Source organism: Stenotrophomonas sp. Sm6012 (assembly GCF_030985895.1).
GTDB lineage: Bacteria > Pseudomonadota > Gammaproteobacteria > Xanthomonadales > Xanthomonadaceae > Stenotrophomonas > Stenotrophomonas forensis.
Genome location: NZ_JAPTFX010000013.1, coordinates 34,633 through 50,858 on the forward strand (window position 1 = coordinate 34,633; position 16,226 = coordinate 50,858).

Consider the following 16,226-nt stretch of genomic DNA (forward strand, 5'->3'; position numbering starts at 1 on the left):
GCTGGCGGTTGCTCACACTCCGCTGCTCAGAACCACATGCGCACGCCGGCCACCCAGCGCGTGTCGCGCGCGTGGTCACCGGCGTAATCGGCGGTGTCGCCAAACGTGCGTTCGTGGCTGATGCCGATGTACGGCGCAAAGCGGCGGTTGAACTCGTAGCGCAGGCGCAGGCCGGCTTCCACCTTGTTCAGGCCGCGGCCGATGCCGTACTCCGGTTCGTCCTTGGCCGCCACGGTGGCTTCCAGCAGCGGCTGCAGGATCAGGCGATTGGTCAGCAGCACGTCGTACTCGACTTCGGCCTTGGCCAGTACCTGGCCGCCGGAACCCATGTACAGCGTGGCCGAGCTTTCGAACTTGTAAGGGGCCAGGCCCTGGATGCCGAGCGCGGCCCAGGTGCGCGAATCGGCCGGCCGGAAGTCCTGGCGCACGCCCACCAGCACATCCCACCACGGCGACACGCTGCGGCCGTACAGCGCTTCCAGCGATGACGACTCGGTGCGGCCACGGCTGCGTTCGCCATCGGTGCGCAGCCACAGGCGGTTGATGTTGCCGCCAATCCAGCCGGTCGCTTCCCAGGCCTGGCCGGTGCTGCTCTTGCCGTCCCAGTGTTCGAGGCGGTCGATCAGCAGCAGGCTGTTGATCTCCGGCGCATGTTCCATCGCGCCATGTGCGATCGGCGGGAAGGCGGCGGCGCGGTCGGCGTCGGTCGGGACCGGGATCGGTTCGCGTGGCTCGGTGGGAGCGGGCGTGCCGTGGTCCATGCCAGCGCGATCCGCCGCACCCATGTCCATCTTCGAATGATCCATCTTCGAATGGTCCATGGTGGCGTGATCCATCTTCGAATGATCGACCTGCTCGGCTGGCGTTGTCGTGGCTTTCGCAGGCGCGTCCATCGCGGCCATGTCATGCCCGGCATGCGACTGCGCGAATACCGGCAGCGCAGCTGCCAGGCCCAGGGCCAGCAGGCTGGGGGAAAGCAGTGAGCGGCTCATTCTTCGATCCTCACTTCGCGCATCATGCCTGCTTCCATGTGGTACAGCAGGTGGCAGTGGTAGGCCCAGCGGCCGAGTGCGTCGGCGCGCACGCGATAGCTGCGGCGGGTGCCCGGCGGCATGTCGATGGTGTGCTTGCGCACCTGGAATTCGCCCTGCGCGTTTTCCAGGTCGCTCCACACCCCGTGCAGGTGGATCGGGTGCTGCATCATGGTGTCGTTGACCAGCACGATGCGCATGCGCTCGCCGTAGTTCAGCCGCAGCGGCTCGGCGCTGGCGAACGGAATGCCATCGAACGACCAGGAGAACTTCTCCATGTGGCCGGTCAGGTGCAGCTCGATCTCGCGGCCCGGTTCACGCCCATCCGGGTCCTCGAACAGGCTGTGCATCGCGCCGTAGGTCAGCACCTGGCGGCCGTTGTCGCGCAGGCCGATGCCCGGGTCGTCCAGTTTGGGTTCAGTGGCTGAGCTCTGCATGTCCACCAGCGGGTTGTTGCGCTCGCTGGCCGGGTGCTTCGGTGCCTTGCTGGCGGTATCGCTGCCACCGCCATGTGCGCCGTGGCCCATGCTGGCACCGCAGCCGCCTTCCATGCTTTTCATCGCGGCCATGCCGTGGCCAGCGTGGCCGCCCATGTCATGCCCTGCCATGCCGTGCCCCATGTCGGACATCGTCAGCAACGGGCGCGGATCACGCGCCGGAATCGGTGCCTGCAGGCCATGGCGCACCGCCAGCGTACCGGCGGCAAAGCCAGTGCGGCCCATGTCCTGGCAGAAAAGGGTGAACGCATCCTGGCCAGTGGGCTCCACCAGCACGTCGTAGGTCTCGGCCGGTGCGATGCGGAACTCGTCGATGCTGACCGGATGGATGTACTGGCCGTCGGCGGCGACCACGGTCATCTTCAGGCCGGGGATGCGCACGTCGAAGTAGGTCATCGAGGCGCCGTTGATGAAGCGCAGCAGCACCTTCTCGCCGCTGCGGAACAGCCCGGTCCAGTTGCCGGCCGGCGCGGTACCGTTCATCAGGTAGGTGTAGGTGTGCGCGTTGATGTCGGAGATGTCGGTCGGGGTCATCCGCATCCGCCCCCACATGCCACGGTCGGACAGCGCGGCCGACCAGCCATCGCGCTTCACGTCGCGCAGGAAGTCCGGCAGCGTGCGCTTGTAGTAGTTGTCGTGCTCGGCGAGCTTCTTCATGCGCCGGAACAACGCACCCGGGTCCATGTCGGTCCAGTCCGACAGCATGATCACGTGCTCGCGGTCGTGGTGGTACGGCGCCGGCTCTGCCGGGTCGATGATCAGCGCGCCGTACAGGCCGGCCTGCTCCTGGAACATCGAGTGGCTGTGGTACCAGTAGGTGCCCGACTGCTTGAGGTCGAAGTGATAGTGGTAGGTCTCGCCGGGGCCGATGCCGTTGAAGCTCAGGCCGGGCACGCCGTCCATGTTGGCCGGCAGCAGGATGCCGTGCCAATGGATCGAGGTCGGGTGGCGCTGCAGCGTGTTGCGCACGAACAGGTCCACGCTCTGGCCTTCGCGCCAGCGCAGGATCGGTGCCGGCAGTGAGCCGTTGACGGTGATCGCCGGGCGGGTGCGGCCGGTGAAGTTGGCCAGCGATTCGCCGATGGACAGCTCGACGCGGGTGTCGCTGAGCACGGCGGGGGCGCCGGCCAGGCGCGGCGTGGACGTGGCAGCGGCGAGCGCGCGCTGCGGCACGCCGACGGCGGCGATGCCGGCGACGACGCCACCGGCGGCCAGGCCCTGCACGAACAGGCGGCGCGACGGCATGGGCACAGCGCCCGGACCGGGGGGAATGCGGGTATTCATGGTGGTGACTCCAGACACGGATAGATGCCGGCAAACAGCCGGCTCTGGTGCGCAGCGCGCACGGTACGCGTGGAATCAGCCGATGGGAGGGCGCGAGATCGGCGGCAGTGGCGGCGCCGGGCGGCCATTGGCCGGCGTCCGTTGCGGGGCCAGCGACAATGCCGGGCCGGCCAGGTACGGCAGGGGTTGCACCACCAGCAACGGGTGCTGCGCGCAGCTGCGCACGCAGTCCTTGATCTGGCAATGGGCGTCGTGGGCGGGGGCCTTGGCCCGCGGAGCCTGTTCGGCCTGCATGCCGGCGTGGTGGTGGCAGTCGGCCTCGCGGTCCTCGGCGGCGGCCACGGCATGGCCCATCCGGCCCATCTCCTCGTGACCACTGGCCATGGCCGCGTTCAGCCCGTTGAGCAACAGGCTGAGCATGAGCACGACACGGAGCAGGGTCGAGGCCAAAGACATGGGCGTCAATTTAGCGGCAAGTGGGCGCAGATGCACTTCCAGCTGAACAGCCGGTTCAAGGTTGGGGCTGCACCAGGGTGGGCATCGCCACGTTGGCCCGGCGCTACCCTTCCTCGCGCACGATCTCCACCAGGCGCGGGCCGTAGCGGCTGAGCTTGGTGCCGCCGATGCCGCCGACCCGGGCCAGTTCGTCCAGGCTTGTCGGACGCTGCTCGGCGATGTTGCGCAGGGTGCTGTCGTGGAAGATCACGAAGGCCGGCACGTTCTGTTCACGCGCCAGTTCGGCGCGCAGGCCGCGCAGGGCGTTGAACAGGGCCAGGTCCTGCGGCAGCACCGACAGCCCGGTGCGCTGTGCGCTGCGTTCGCGGCCGCTGCTGGTGCCGGCGGCATCGCGGCGCATGCTGATCTGGCGGCGGCCAGTCAGCACGGCGCGGCTGGCATCGGTCAGGCGCAGGCCGCCGTGGCCCTCGCTGTCCACTTCCAGCAGGCTGGCGGCCACCAGCTGGCGGAACACGCTGCGCCAGGTGCGCGCATCCAGGTCGCGGCCGATGGCATAGGTGCTCAGCTTGTCGTGGCCCTGCTGCTTGACCTTCTCGTTCTCGCTGCCGCGCAGGATGTCGATCAGGTGGCCGACGCCAAAGCGCTGGCCACTGCGGTAGACGCAGCTCAATGCCTTCTGCGCGGGGACGGTGGCGTCCCAGGCGGCCGGCGGGGTCAGGCAGTTGTCGCAGTTGCCGCAGGGCTGCGGATAGGTCTCGCCGAAACCGGCCAGCAGCACCTGGCGGCGGCACTGCATGGATTCGCAGTAGCCCAGCAGGTGGTCGAGCTTGGAACGCTCCAGCTGCTTGCGCTCCTCGCTCGCTTCGGACTGCTCGATCATCTGCTTGAGCAGCACCACGTCGCCCAGGCCATAGCACAGCCAGGCCTCGGCGGCCTCGCCATCGCGGCCGGCGCGGCCGGTTTCCTGGTAATAGCCTTCCATCGACTTGGGCAGGTCGGTATGCGCTACAAAGCGCACGTCCGGCTTGTCGATGCCCATGCCGAAAGCGATGGTGGCGCACATCACGATGCCGTCTTCGCGCAGGAAGCGGCGCTGGTTGTTGGCACGCACCTCCGGCGGCAGGCCGGCGTGGTAGGGCAGCGCATTGAAGCCTTGGCCGCAGAGGAATTCGGCGGTTTCCTCGACCTTGCGCCGCGACATGCAGTAGACGATGCCGGCTTCGCTGCGATGGCCGCGCAGGAAATCGGTCAGCTGCTTGCGGGCGTTGTCCTTCTGCACAACGGTGTAGCGGATGTTGGGGCGGTCGAAGGAGCTGACGAAGTGGCGGGCTTCGGCCAGGTCCAGGCGCTCGGCGATCTCGCGCTGGGTGGGCGGGTCGGCAGTGGCGGTCAGCGCGATGCGCGGAATGTCCGGCCAGCGCTCGTGCAGGACGGTGAGCTGGCGGTATTCCGGGCGGAAGTCGTGGCCCCACTGCGACACGCAGTGCGCTTCGTCGATGGCGAACAGGGCGATGTGGCTGCGCGACAGCAGCGACAGGAAGCGGCCGGTCAGCAGGCGCTCGGGCGCGACATAGAGCATGTCCAGTTCGCCGGCCAGCAGTTCGCGCTCGACGCGACCGGCGGTTTCGGCGTCCAGGGTCGAATTGAGGTACTCGGCGCGCACGCCCAGCTGGCGCAGCGCCTCGACCTGGTCCTGCATCAACGCGATCAGCGGCGAAATGACGATGCCGCAACCGTCACGCAGCAGGGCCGGCACCTGGTAGCACAGCGACTTGCCGCCGCCGGTGGGCATCAGCACCAGGGCATCGTGACCGGCAGCCACATGCTCCACGATGTCCTGCTGCGGACCACGGAAATCGTCGTAACCAAAGACGCGTTGGAGCAGGTCGTGCGCGGGACGGGAAGCCATCCGGGTAGTTTACCTCCCGGAGGCGGCGGCAGGGCTGCGCCCTGGGAACGCGCCATCGCATGCGCGCTGCCGCTCCCACGCTTCGCTGCGCGAAACGCGGGCCCCACTTACCAGCTCCCAGACCCCCGCCGCTTCGCGGCCGCCCCCTGACTCAGGGGGCTCTCCCCCAGACTTGGCCCGGTGGCCAGTAGATCCACGCCATGCGTGGATGAAACTTCCTGGAAACAGTGGATCAATCGATGGAGCGGAGACGTTGGATTACTTCGCGGTCCTGCGGCGCACCCAATACCCCACCCCCAGCAGCACGAACCACGCCGGGCTGGCGATCAACGCCTGGCGGGTATCGCCCTGCAGGCTCAGCAGCACCAGCACGCCGGCGAAGAACACCAGGCAGGCCCAGCACATGGCCACGCCGCCGGGCATCTTGAAGATCGAGGCGGCGTGGCGCTCCGGATAACGGCGGCGGTAGACCATGTAGGCCACCAGGATCAGCGACCAGACGAAGATGAACAGCACCGTCGCCAGCGTCGTCACCAGGGTGAAGGCGGTCACCAGGTTGGGAATCAGGTAGATCAGCAGGGTGCCGCCCAGCAGGCACAGGCACGAGAACAGCAGGCCGCGCGCCGGCACCGCTGCGCGCGACAGCCGCGACAGCCCGCGCGGTGCGTGGCCCTCTTCGGCCAGGCCGTACAGCATGCGGCTGGTGGAGAAGATGCCGCTGTTGGCAGAGGACGTGGCCGAGGTCAGCACCACGAAGTTGATCAGGCTGGCCGCAGCGGGAATGCCGGCCAGCACGAACAGCTGCACGAACGGGCTCTTGTCCGGCACCACCTGGCGCCACGGCGTGACCGCCATGATCGCGATCAGCGCCAGCACGTAGAAGATGATGATGCGCACCGGAATCGAGTTGATCGCCTTGGGCAGGTTGCGCTCGGGGTCGGCCGTCTCGGCGGCGGTGGTGCCCACCAGTTCTATGCCGACGAAGGCGAACACCGCAATCTGGAAACCGGCAAAGAAGCCGACCAGCCCCATCGGGAACATGCCGCCGTCATTCCACAGGTTCGACAGCGCAGCGGTGTGGCCGCTGGGCGAGGTGAAGCCCCACGCGACCAGGCCGGCGCCGGTGATGATCAGCGCGCAGATCGCCACGATCTTGATCAGCGCGAACCAGAATTCCATTTCGCCGAACAGCTTCACCGTCACCAGGTTCAGTGCCAGCAACAGCAGCACGCAGGCCAGTGCCGGTATCCATGCATCCAGCCCGGGGAACCAGAACTGCGCATAGGCGGCGATCGCGATCACATCGGCGATGGCGGTGACGATCCAGCAGAACCAGTACGTCCATCCGCAGAAAAAGCCGGCCCAGGGGCCCAGCAGATCGGTGGAGAAATCGATGAAGGATTTGTACTGCAGGTTGGACAGCAGCAGCTCGCCCATCGCGCGCATGACGAAGAACAGCATCGCGCCGATGATCAGGTAGACGAAGACGATGGACGGGCCGGCCAGGCTGATGGTCTTGCCCGAGCCCATGAACAGGCCGGTACCGATGGCACCGCCGATGGCGATCAGTTGCAGGTGGCGGTTGGACAGGCTGCGGCGCAGGTGCTCGGGGGGCGTTGCGGGCTCGGTCATGGGCGCGGAAAGGGGCGGGCGAAGCCTCCGACGGTAGTCCTCTGCGGGCAGGAGCGCCAGCACCGGACGAGCTGATTCCGTCAATCTTGGCCGCTTTCATCACAATGTGACGAAATACCGGATTGCGCCCATTCCGCCCGGCCCGGCGCCATGCTCAGATAGCCGCATCTGCCCAAGGACCGGCCCGCCCATGCCCTCTGCCCTGCCCCTCCCGCTGGAGCTCCGGCCATGAGCCGGCTGCGCGTCATCATCGGCGGCACCGCGCTGGCACTGCTGGCCGCCGCCGTACCGATCGCGGTGATGGCCTACGCCACCTGGGACCGCGCGGTCACGGTCGAACAGCAGCGGCTGCACGACATCGCGCTGCGCACCCTGCGCCGCTCTGATCTGTCCTACCACGAGGCGCTGGCCGCGCTGAAGTCGGCCGAAGCCGGTACCGCCTCCGGCTGCGACGAGGAACACATCCGGCGCATGCAGACGCTGGTGATGACCACGCCGTCGGCGGACCAGATGGGCTACTTCGAAGGGGGCAAGCTGCGCTGCACCTCCTGGGGGCCATTTCGCTCGGACGTGAACCAGCCCAGGGCCGACCATGTCACCAGCGACGGTGCCGGCATTGCGGTGGACGTGCGCCCCGAAGCCAGCGGCCGTCGCCAGGTACTGTCGATCCTGTATGGCTCCTACGACGTACTGGTCGATCCACGCCGCTTCGTCGATGTCATCGTCGATCCGAATGTGCGCCTGGCGCTGGCCAGCCCGGATGGGCGTCTGCTGGCCAAGCAGGACGGCATGGACCCGGTCCTGCTGCAGAACCTGCTGCGCAATCCCGGCGAGGGGCTGGACCAGAACACGCTGTATGCCACCGCGCGCAACGAGGAATGGCTGGCGATCGCCACCACGCCACGCACCGCGCTGGCCGCCACCTTCCGCCAGCAGGCCTGGCTGTTCGTGCCGCTGGGGCTGCTGCTGGCAGCTGCGGGGGCCGGCCTGGTGATCTGGCTCTCCCGGCGCCGGCTGTCGCTGCGCGGCGAGCTGGCCACCGCCATCCGCCGCCGCGAGCTGTACCTGCATTACCAGCCGATCATCGAGCTGGATACCGGCATCTGCGTCGGCGCCGAAGCGTTGATCCGCTGGCAGCGCCCGGACGGAACCCAGGTGCGGCCGGACCTGTTCATTCCGCTGGCCGAAGAGGCCGGCATGATCGCCGACATTACCGACCTGGTGATCGAGAACGTGGTGCGCGACATGCGCGAGCTGCTGGTGGCCGACCGCAGCGCGCACATCGCGATCAACCTCGCCGCCGAGGACATCAGCAGTGGGCGTGCATTGAAGATGATCACCCGGCACATGGCCGGCAGCGGCATCCTGCCGCAGCAGATCTGGATGGAGGCCACCGAGCGAGGCTTCCTCGACCTGGACCGCGCCCGCACCATGCTGGCGCAGGCGCGCCGCGCCGGCCACAGCGTGGCCATCGATGATTTCGGCGTAGGCTTCTCCAGCCTGCAGTACCTGGAGCAGCTGCCACTGGATGCGCTGAAGATCGACAAGTCGTTCATCGATGCCATCGGCACCGAAAGCGCGACCAGCCCGGTCACGCCGCACATCATCGACATGGCCAAGGAACTGGGCCTGTGGGTGGTGGCCGAAGGCGTGGAAACCGAAGCGCAGCTGGCCTACCTGCACAGCCGCCACGTCGAGTTCGGGCAGGGCTGGCTGTTCTCGCGGCCGCTGCCGCGCGACGAGTTCGTGGCGTTCCACAACAAGCGCCAGCAGCGCTACGGCGCGGCGCGCGAGCACATGCAGAATCCGCGCAGCGTGCCGATCGAGCGTGAGGGCGTGGAGTAGGACGGCGAACGGCGGGGCCCCTCGTGGTGGGTCGAGCCCGGTGGATCCATCAGTTGGGGCCGGGTGGATGGGTCGCGCAGGGGGCGCTGCAAGTACGTCCATGTAAGCTCGGTCGCCGCATCCATGCGGCTCACGCCCCTGCGCAACCCACCCATCCGGCCACGGACAGATTGCGGCGGCATCCCACCACGGAATCAACAGAAAAATCAAAGGCAAACGCGGGTCGCTGCGCTCAGTAGATCCACGTCATGCGTGGATGGCGTGGACCCTGGTAGTGGGGGGGGCGCCCCCCCCCCCCCACCGCGCCCTCACCGATCGCCGTCTATTCCCACGCCTTCGGCCGCGCCAGCAACCACGCTGCCGTCACCACCAGCAACAGCAACGGCAACCATCCCAGCTGGCTTGCGCCGCGCGCCTGCAGCAGCACACCGCCTGCGATGCCACCGGCGGCAATGGCCAGGTTCCAGCCGGTCACCAGCATCGACTGCGCCAGATCCGCAGCGGCACCCGCGCGGCGTGCCAGCGCGGTCTGGAACAGGGTCGCCACCGAGCCGAAGGCCACGCCCCACAGGATCGTCGCCAGCAGCAGCGGGGTCGGCTGGCCTGGCCACAGCAGCAGCGCCAGCACCGGCAGGAGGAAGCCGACCACTGCCGCCCAGACCAGCGCGCGCAGATGACGGTCCACGCCCCAGCCGGCAATACCGATGCCGGCAATCGCCGCGATGCCGAACGCCAGCAACAGGCGATCCAGCCAGGCACCGGCACCGGCCTCCACCGCCAACGGCTCGATGTAGGTGTAGAGCACGTTGTGCGCCAGCACGTACAGCACCATCACCAGCAGCGCGCTGCGAACACCGGGCATGCGCCAGACCGTGCGCAGCGACATGCGCTGGCCGGCCGCCGCCGCTGGCAATGCAGGCAACGCCCAGCGCGCGTACGCCAGCAGTCCCACGCCCAGCAGGCTCATCAACGCGAACGCCCAGCGCCAGCCGATCTGCTGGCCCAGCAACGTGCCGGCGGGTACCCCCAGCGACAGCGCCAGCGGCGAACCCACCATCGCCACGGCAATCGCCCGGCCCTGCAGCGAAGGCACCACCATGCGCGCGGCATAACCGGCCACCAGCGACCACAGCAGGCCGCCACTTACCCCGGCCAGGAAGCGGGCCGCAAGGATCAGCGCGTAGCTGCTGCTCAACGCGGTCAGCGTATTGACCACCACGAACCCGGCAATCGCCGCCAGCAGCAGCGGACGCCGCGGCAGGCGCTGGGTCAGCGCGGTCATCGGCAGCGCGGCCATCACCGAGCCCAACGCATACACGCTCACCAGCTGGCCCACCGCCGCATCACTCACGCCCAGGCTGTCGCCCATCGGCCGCAGTACGCCGGCCGGCAGGGTCTCGGTCAGCAGGGTGATGAAGCCACCACCGGCCAGTGCCAGCAGGCCAGCCCAAGGCAGGCGTGTGGCTTCACCGGCCGGGCTGCTCGCATCGATGGCATGGCCGCTCATCGGGCGCCCTCCAGATCGGCATAGACCGCATTGCGCAGCGCATCGACGAAGGCGCCATCCATGCCCTCGTACAGGGTGTTGGTCAGCGCCACCACGCTCAGCCCATGCGCCGGGTCGACAAACCAGCTGTGGCCATAGGCGCCGCCCCAGCGCCAGGTGCCTTCGCACTGCGGCGTGCCGCTGGCAGTGGCATCGCGCAGCAGTGCAAAGCCCAGGCCGAAGCCCCAGCCGGCCGGTTCCGGCGGGCCCTGCTCGCCCACCTGCGGGGTCGCCATCTGCGCCGCCAACGTGGGCGGCAACAGGCCCGAAGCGCGCACATCGCGCAGCGCCTCCAGCACCGCCATCAGCTCATCGGCGGTGCCCACCAGACCGGCACCGGCAGAGGCGAAATGGCTGGCGTTGGTGGCGCGCGCAAGGCTGTACTCGATGCCGATCGTGCCCTCGAACGGCGCCACTCTTTCGCCCTCCTGCAGGCGATGCGGCTGTGGCATGTCGCTCACATAGGGCGTGGCCAGCCGCGCAGCATCGGCGGTGGCGAAGGCGGTATCGCGCAGGCCCAGCGGTACGGCCAGCAGCCGCGCGAACAGCGCCTGCAGGGTTTCACCGGTTGCGGCTTCGGCCACCGCACCGGCCACATCCACGCCCAGCGAGTACAGCCACTGGCTGCCGGGTGCGAACAGCAGCGGCGCCTGCGCGATGCGGCGCACGTTGTCGGCCAGGGACACCGGGCTGGCATCCATGCCATCGCTGACACCCGCCCGCGCATACGGGCCGTCCGCATCGGCCTCCAGGAAACGGTAGCCCAGCCCGCTGCTGTGGCTGAGCAGCTGGCGCAGGCTGATCGGCGGCGTGCTGCCATCGGCCAGCGCCGGACGGAAGTCCGGCAGCCAACGCTGCACCGGGGCATCGAGGTCGAGCACGCCCTCGGCCACCAGGCGCAGGATCACCGTGGTCAGCAGCGGCTTGCTGACCGAGGCCAGCCGGAACAACTGGTCGCGCTGCATCGGCGCGGCCGATTCGCGGTCCGCCAGGCCGCTGGCGCTGGCGTGGCGCAGCACCCCGTGCTGGCGCACCAGCACCACCGCGCCGACCAGGCGCAGGGGATGCACCTGCTGCAGCAACCGCTGCACCGACGGCAGCGTCGGTACGGGTTCAAGGGAAAGAGCGGCATTCATCGCGGTGATCCGTGGGGGAGAGGCCGCCACGTTAGGCAGCCCGCCGCCACGCAAAAAGCCGGTCGCCGCTCCGGGCATCATGGACCGTGCAGTCCGCAATCGGCATCATGGCCGGAACTGCAAGGCCGCAACCGCCCACGACCCGCCCCGCACCACAGTGTTGCGAGGGCGGCGCCGACCGCCGCCAGCGCGCCCCTCTACCCTGCTGCTTTCGTCGCCCGCACGCCCATGACCGTCCTGGACAACCTCGCCAACCTGCAGACCTTCGTGCACGCCGCCGACACCCGCAGCTTCGTCGAGACCGGGCGCCTGCAGGGCATCTCCGCCTCGGCCGCCGGCAAGTGCGTTGCACGGCTGGAGCACGCACTGGGCGTGCGGCTGTTCCATCGCAGTACGCGCAGCATCACCCTCACCGCCGAGGGCCAGCTGTTCCTGGCGCGCTGCCGGCGCATCCTCGACGAGCGCGATGCCGCGCGCACCGAACTGGCGCAACCACACGCCACGCCGCGCGGCACGCTGCGCATCGGCCTGCCGCTGGTGGGTGACCTGACCCTGCCGCTGATGGCCGAGTTCATGGCCGCCTATCCGGACATCCGCCTCGATCTCGATTTCAGCGATCGGCTGGTCGATGTCATCGAGGAAGGTTTCGATGCCGTGCTGCGGGTCGGCGAGCCCAGCGACTCGCGCATGAACGCGCGGCGCTTGGGCGTGTTTCCGCGCCGCATCGTCGCCTCGCCCGCCTACCTGCAGCAGCGCGGTGTTCCGCGCACGCCGGCCGAGCTGATGCAGCACACGCTGCTGCACTACCGCTTCCCCAGCACCGGCAAGCTGGAGCTGTGGCCGATCCACTGGCCCGAAGATGAAATCCCGCAGGAACTGCCGGTACACATGGTGGCCAACACCATCGAAGCACGCGTGGCGCTGGCGCTGCGCCACGTGGGCCTGGCGTTCGTGCCGGTGCACTCGGTACGCGATGCGCTGGCCGACGGCCGGCTGGTCACCGTGCTGGACGAACACGTGCATTCCTGCGGCATCTTCCACCTGCTGTGGCCCTCCGGCCGCCACGTGCTGCCGAAGCTGCGGGTGTTCATCGATTTCGTCAGCGCACGCCTGGAAACCGTGCCGTAGGCGCGATCAATCCCGGCCATTCAGCCAGCCCCGCTATACTGTCCCCTCATTCCTCCCAGAGGCTCGCGACCAATGCGCCATTGATGCCGCCGTCTTCCCATCAGACGGCCTGACTCTTCCCGCCCCTGCGCGCAGGGGAGAACCCGGCATCCATGGAGGTCGCATGACCCCGCATTCCCTCACGCTCGATCGCGTGTCGTATCGATTGGCCGACGGCCGTCCGCTGTTTTCCGATCTGTCGTTTTCCTTTGAACCGGTCGCCACCGGCCTGGTCGGTGCCAATGGCACCGGCAAGAGCGTGCTCGCCCGCCTGCTGGCCGGCCACCTGTCAGCAGACAGCGGCCAGGTGCGCCGCAGCGGCCGCGTGTTCCTGTTGCCGACACCCGGCTATCCACCCTCTGGCACCGTTGGCGCGCTGGCCGGTGTCGGCGAAGCACTGGCCGCGCTCGCGCGCATCGAAGCCGGCAGCGTGGACGAGGCCGACTTCACCCGCGTCGGTGACCGCTGGGACCTGCGCGAACGCCTGCAGCAGCAATGGCAGGCAGTAGGCCTGCCCGACGACCTCGAGCCCGCCCAACCCGCCGCGCGCCTCAGTGGTGGCCAGGCGATGCAGGTCGCGCTGTCCGGGGCCTGGGCCAGCGGTGCCGACTGGTTGATCCTCGACGAGCCCAGCAACCACCTCGACACACGCCATCGCCAGCAGCTGTACCACCAGTTGCAGCAGTGGCGTGGCGGACTGCTGGCAATCAGCCACGACCGTGAGCTGCTGGAACAGATGCAGCAGATCGTCGAACTCGATGCGCGTGGGCTGCACCGCTATGGCGGGCCGTGGCAGCACTACGCCGACGCGCGTGCGGCTGAACGCGAGGCCGCCGCCGCCCAGCTCGACCATGCGCGCGCGCAGCACCGGCAGCAGCAACGCAGCGCGCGTGAACAGCACGAACGCCAGCAACAGCGGCAGGCGCGTGGCAACCACGAGGCGAAGCAGGCCAACCAGGCACCGATCCTGCTCGGCCGGCAGAAGCAGCGCGCCGAGGCCAGCCACGGCCGCGCGCAGCAGGTGCAGGCCGATCGCCTGCAGGCCAGTGCCGATCAATTGCGCGCGGCGGCCTCAGCGGTTCATGCCACGCCGGAACTGGCGCTGTTTGCCGGTGAAGGCGAACGCGGCAGCGCGCGCCTGCTGCAGGCGCAATCGCTGGTGTTGCCGCATGGCTGCAGTGCCCCGTTGCAGCTGGAGATCCGTCGCGGGCAGCGCATCGCGGTGGTCGGTGACAATGGCAGCGGCAAGTCCACGCTGCTGCGCGTGCTGGCCGGACAGCTGCCGGCACGCGCGGGCACCGTGCAACGTCATGCGCCGCTTGCCCTGCTGGACCAGCAGCTGCTGGGATTGTCCGGCGAGCGCAGCATCCTCGATACCGTGCAGGCCGCCAACCCGGCGGCCGATCCCGCTGAACTGCGCACGCGCCTGGCCCTGCTCGGGCTGGATGCACAGCGCATCCTTCGCCCCTCCGGCAGCCTCAGTGATGGCGAACGGGTAAAGGGTGCGCTGGCCAGCGTGCTGTATGCCGATCCGGCACCCCAGCTGTTGCTGCTGGACGAGCCCGGCAACGCGCTGGACCTGGGCGCGCTGCAGGCGCTGGAAGAGCTGCTGGTGGCCTGGCCCGGTGCCCTGATGATGGTCAGCCATGACCGGCACCTGCTGCAGGCCTTGCGGCCCACGCAGGTGCTGCAGGTGACCACCGACGGCTGGCACTGGCGCGATCATCTGTAGATCCACGCATGGCGTATCGATCCGCGGTAGTGCCGGCCGCTGGCCGGCACATCACGAACCGTCAATGAGCACTCATCGCTTCCACACCGGGAAGGCTTGCGGCAGCTGTTGCCACAGCAGCGGACCGGCGCGCAGCTCCTGATCGTTCAGCAGGCACGCGTCCAGTTCCGCACGCACGGCGCGCTCATCCATGTGCACACCGATCACCACCAGCTCCTGGCGGCGGTCGCCCCACAGCGGGTGCCACAGGCGCTGCATCGCCGAGTGCGCGGCCCTGTCCGGGAATTCCTCAAGGCCCGGCAGCGGCGCGCTCCAGCACTCGGCCTGCTGCCGCGCCCAGCCGAGGTCACTGTAGGGCAGCGGCGTCGGTGGCAGCAGCGGCGTGGTGTCTTCCTGCCCGGCGCGCACGCGCTCGCGCGCGGCGTACCAGAAACCCGCCGCCTGCGTGCGCGTTGCCGCACCCACGGTGTTCAACTCACCCACCCAGTCCATGCGGTTGGCCAGCCAGAACCAGCCCTTGCTGCGGATCACGCCCGGCATGCCCGACTGCAGCGCGCGTGCAAACCGCGCGGGATGGAACGGGCGCCGCGAACGGTAGACGAAACTGGCGATGCCGTACTCCTCGGTTTCCGGCGTGTGCTCGCCGCGCAGCTCCTTCACCCAGCCCGGTGCACGTTGCGCACGCTCCATGTCGAAGCGACCGGTGTCCAGCAGCTCGCTCAGCGGCACATCACCGAAGCTGGACAACAACAGCTTGGCATCGCGGTTCAGCCCGCGCAGCACCGCCAGGGTGTCCTGCAGTACTTCGTCGTCCACCTGGTCAACCTTGCTGACCACGATCACATCGGCGAATTCCACCTGCTCGCACAGCAGGTCGACCACGCCGCGGTCATCCTCCGGCCCGGCCTGCTGGCCGCGCTCGGCCAGGCGCAGGGTCGAGCCGAAGTCAGCCAGGAACGCGCTGCCATCGACCACCGTCACCATCGTGTCCAACCGCGCGATGTCGCTCAGGCTGAAGCCGTGCTCGTCGCGCACCGCGAAGGTGGCGGCCACCGGCATCGGCTCGCCGATGCCCGTTGATTCGATCAGCAGGTAGTCGTAGCGGCCGGCATCGGCCAGGCGCCGCACTTCCTGCAGCAGGTCATCGCGCAGCGTGCAGCAGATGCAGCCGTTGCTGAATTCCACCAGCGTCTCTTCGGTGCGGCGCAGTTCGGCGCCACCCTCGCGCACCAGCTGCGCATCGATGTTGACCTCGCTCATGTCGTTGACGATGACCGCCACGCGCAGGCCCTCGCGGTTGCGCAGGATCTGGTTGAGCAGGGTGGTCTTGCCGGCCCCGAGGAAGCCGGACAGCACGGTGACCGGAAGGCGACGGTCGGCGCGGGAAACAGTGTTCATGTCGGAGCGGGTTGGCTGCGGAACGGAAATGTTACTGTATAACACTTGTCAAGCAAGGAACCTCCCCCGATGAAGTCGCCCTCCGCTGCCCTGCTGGATGCCGGCGCGGTCGCCCTGTCCAGCTTGTGCCTGCTGCACTGCCTGGCACTGCCCCTGCTCGCGGCCGCGCTGCCGCTGTTCGGCGCCTGGGCCGAAGCAGAATGGGTGCACCTGCTGTTCGTGGCCATCGCCCTGCCGCTGACCGGCTATGCGCTGTGGCGGGCGGAGCGCCGTCGGCCGCTGCCGCTGCTGGCCTGGGCCACCGCTGGCATGGGGCTGGGCCTGCTGCTGGCCGGTGCGCTGGCGCTGCCCTCGCACAGCTGGGAGACACCCCTGACCGTCACCGGCAGCCTGCTGCTGGCCGCAACGCATCTGTGGAACGCGCGGCACCGGCACGGGTAGTACCGGCCGCTGGCCGGCATCCCCATGTACCCCGGACACACCCGGTAGTGCCGGCCGCTGGCCGGCATCCCCATGAACACCGGATATACCCGGTAGTGCCGGCCGCTGGCCGGCAATCGCACGAACCCCGCCACCACCTGACGTTGCCGGCC

Annotated in this window: 12 protein-coding genes; 4 read left to right on the forward strand and 8 right to left on the reverse strand. The window is 68.8% G+C overall.

Annotated elements, in window-relative coordinates; genetic code table 11:
- Positions 1-26: 26 nt before the first annotated feature.
- The 5 genes from O0J73_RS04450 to cycA form a co-directional block, all read right to left on the reverse strand.
- Positions 27-992, reverse strand: a complete 966-nt coding sequence (locus O0J73_RS04450; protein ID WP_308308097.1) for a copper resistance protein B — start codon at positions 990-992, stop codon at positions 27-29.
- On the reverse strand, positions 989-2,812 hold the full coding sequence (locus O0J73_RS04455; protein WP_308308098.1) for a copper resistance system multicopper oxidase: 1,824 nt from the start codon (positions 2,810-2,812) through the stop codon (positions 989-991). The genes O0J73_RS04450 and O0J73_RS04455 overlap by 4 nt, the downstream gene beginning before the upstream one ends.
- Positions 2,813-2,887: 75 nt before the next feature.
- Positions 2,888-3,268: a CopL family metal-binding regulatory protein gene (locus tag O0J73_RS04460; RefSeq protein ID WP_308308099.1), complete on the reverse strand. Its 381-nt coding sequence runs from the start codon at positions 3,266-3,268 to the stop codon at positions 2,888-2,890.
- Between the two features lie 103 nt (positions 3,269-3,371).
- Complete coding sequence (gene recQ / locus O0J73_RS04465) at positions 3,372-5,177, reverse strand: DNA helicase RecQ (RefSeq protein WP_006439030.1); 1,806 nt, start codon at positions 5,175-5,177, stop codon at positions 3,372-3,374.
- 258 nt (positions 5,178-5,435) lie between these two features.
- A complete protein-coding gene (gene cycA, locus O0J73_RS04470; protein ID WP_053511991.1) occupies positions 5,436-6,809 on the reverse strand; it encodes a D-serine/D-alanine/glycine transporter in 1,374 nt (457 codons plus the stop codon).
- Between the two features lie 228 nt (positions 6,810-7,037).
- Between cycA and O0J73_RS04475 the strand changes: the two genes are divergently transcribed.
- Positions 7,038-8,654 (forward strand): EAL domain-containing protein, encoded by a 1,617-nt coding sequence (locus tag O0J73_RS04475; protein WP_197565116.1) that lies wholly within the window; start codon positions 7,038-7,040, stop codon positions 8,652-8,654.
- Between the two features lie 322 nt (positions 8,655-8,976).
- Here O0J73_RS04475 and O0J73_RS04480 read toward each other — a convergent pair whose 3' ends face one another.
- Positions 8,977-10,161 carry an MFS transporter gene (locus tag O0J73_RS04480; RefSeq protein ID WP_308308100.1) on the reverse strand — a complete coding sequence of 395 codons (1,185 nt, stop codon included), beginning with the start codon at positions 10,159-10,161 and terminating at the stop codon, positions 8,977-8,979.
- Positions 10,158-11,336 carry a serine hydrolase domain-containing protein gene (locus tag O0J73_RS04485; RefSeq protein ID WP_308308101.1) on the reverse strand — a complete coding sequence of 393 codons (1,179 nt, stop codon included), beginning with the start codon at positions 11,334-11,336 and terminating at the stop codon, positions 10,158-10,160. The genes O0J73_RS04480 and O0J73_RS04485 overlap by 4 nt, the downstream gene beginning before the upstream one ends.
- A 228-nt stretch (positions 11,337-11,564) precedes the next feature.
- Between O0J73_RS04485 and O0J73_RS04490 the strand changes: the two genes are divergently transcribed.
- Entirely contained in the window at positions 11,565-12,464 is a 900-nt protein-coding gene (locus tag O0J73_RS04490) for a LysR family transcriptional regulator (RefSeq protein WP_308308102.1), read from the forward strand.
- Positions 12,465-12,627: 163 nt separating this feature from the next.
- Positions 12,628-14,235 carry an ATP-binding cassette domain-containing protein gene (locus O0J73_RS04495; RefSeq protein WP_308308103.1) on the forward strand — a complete coding sequence of 536 codons (1,608 nt, stop codon included), beginning with the start codon at positions 12,628-12,630 and terminating at the stop codon, positions 14,233-14,235.
- 72 nt (positions 14,236-14,307) lie between these two features.
- Here O0J73_RS04495 and O0J73_RS04500 read toward each other — a convergent pair whose 3' ends face one another.
- The gene (locus O0J73_RS04500) at positions 14,308-15,633 is read right to left on the reverse strand and encodes a GTP-binding protein (protein WP_053511349.1); all 1,326 of its coding nucleotides are present in this window, start codon (positions 15,631-15,633) and stop codon (positions 14,308-14,310) included.
- A 69-nt stretch (positions 15,634-15,702) separates the two neighbouring features.
- Between O0J73_RS04500 and O0J73_RS04505 the strand changes: the two genes are divergently transcribed.
- The gene (locus O0J73_RS04505; RefSeq protein WP_197564701.1) at positions 15,703-16,074 is read left to right on the forward strand and encodes a MerC family mercury resistance protein; all 372 of its coding nucleotides are present in this window, start codon (positions 15,703-15,705) and stop codon (positions 16,072-16,074) included.
- The last annotated feature ends 152 nt before the right edge of the window (positions 16,075-16,226 follow it).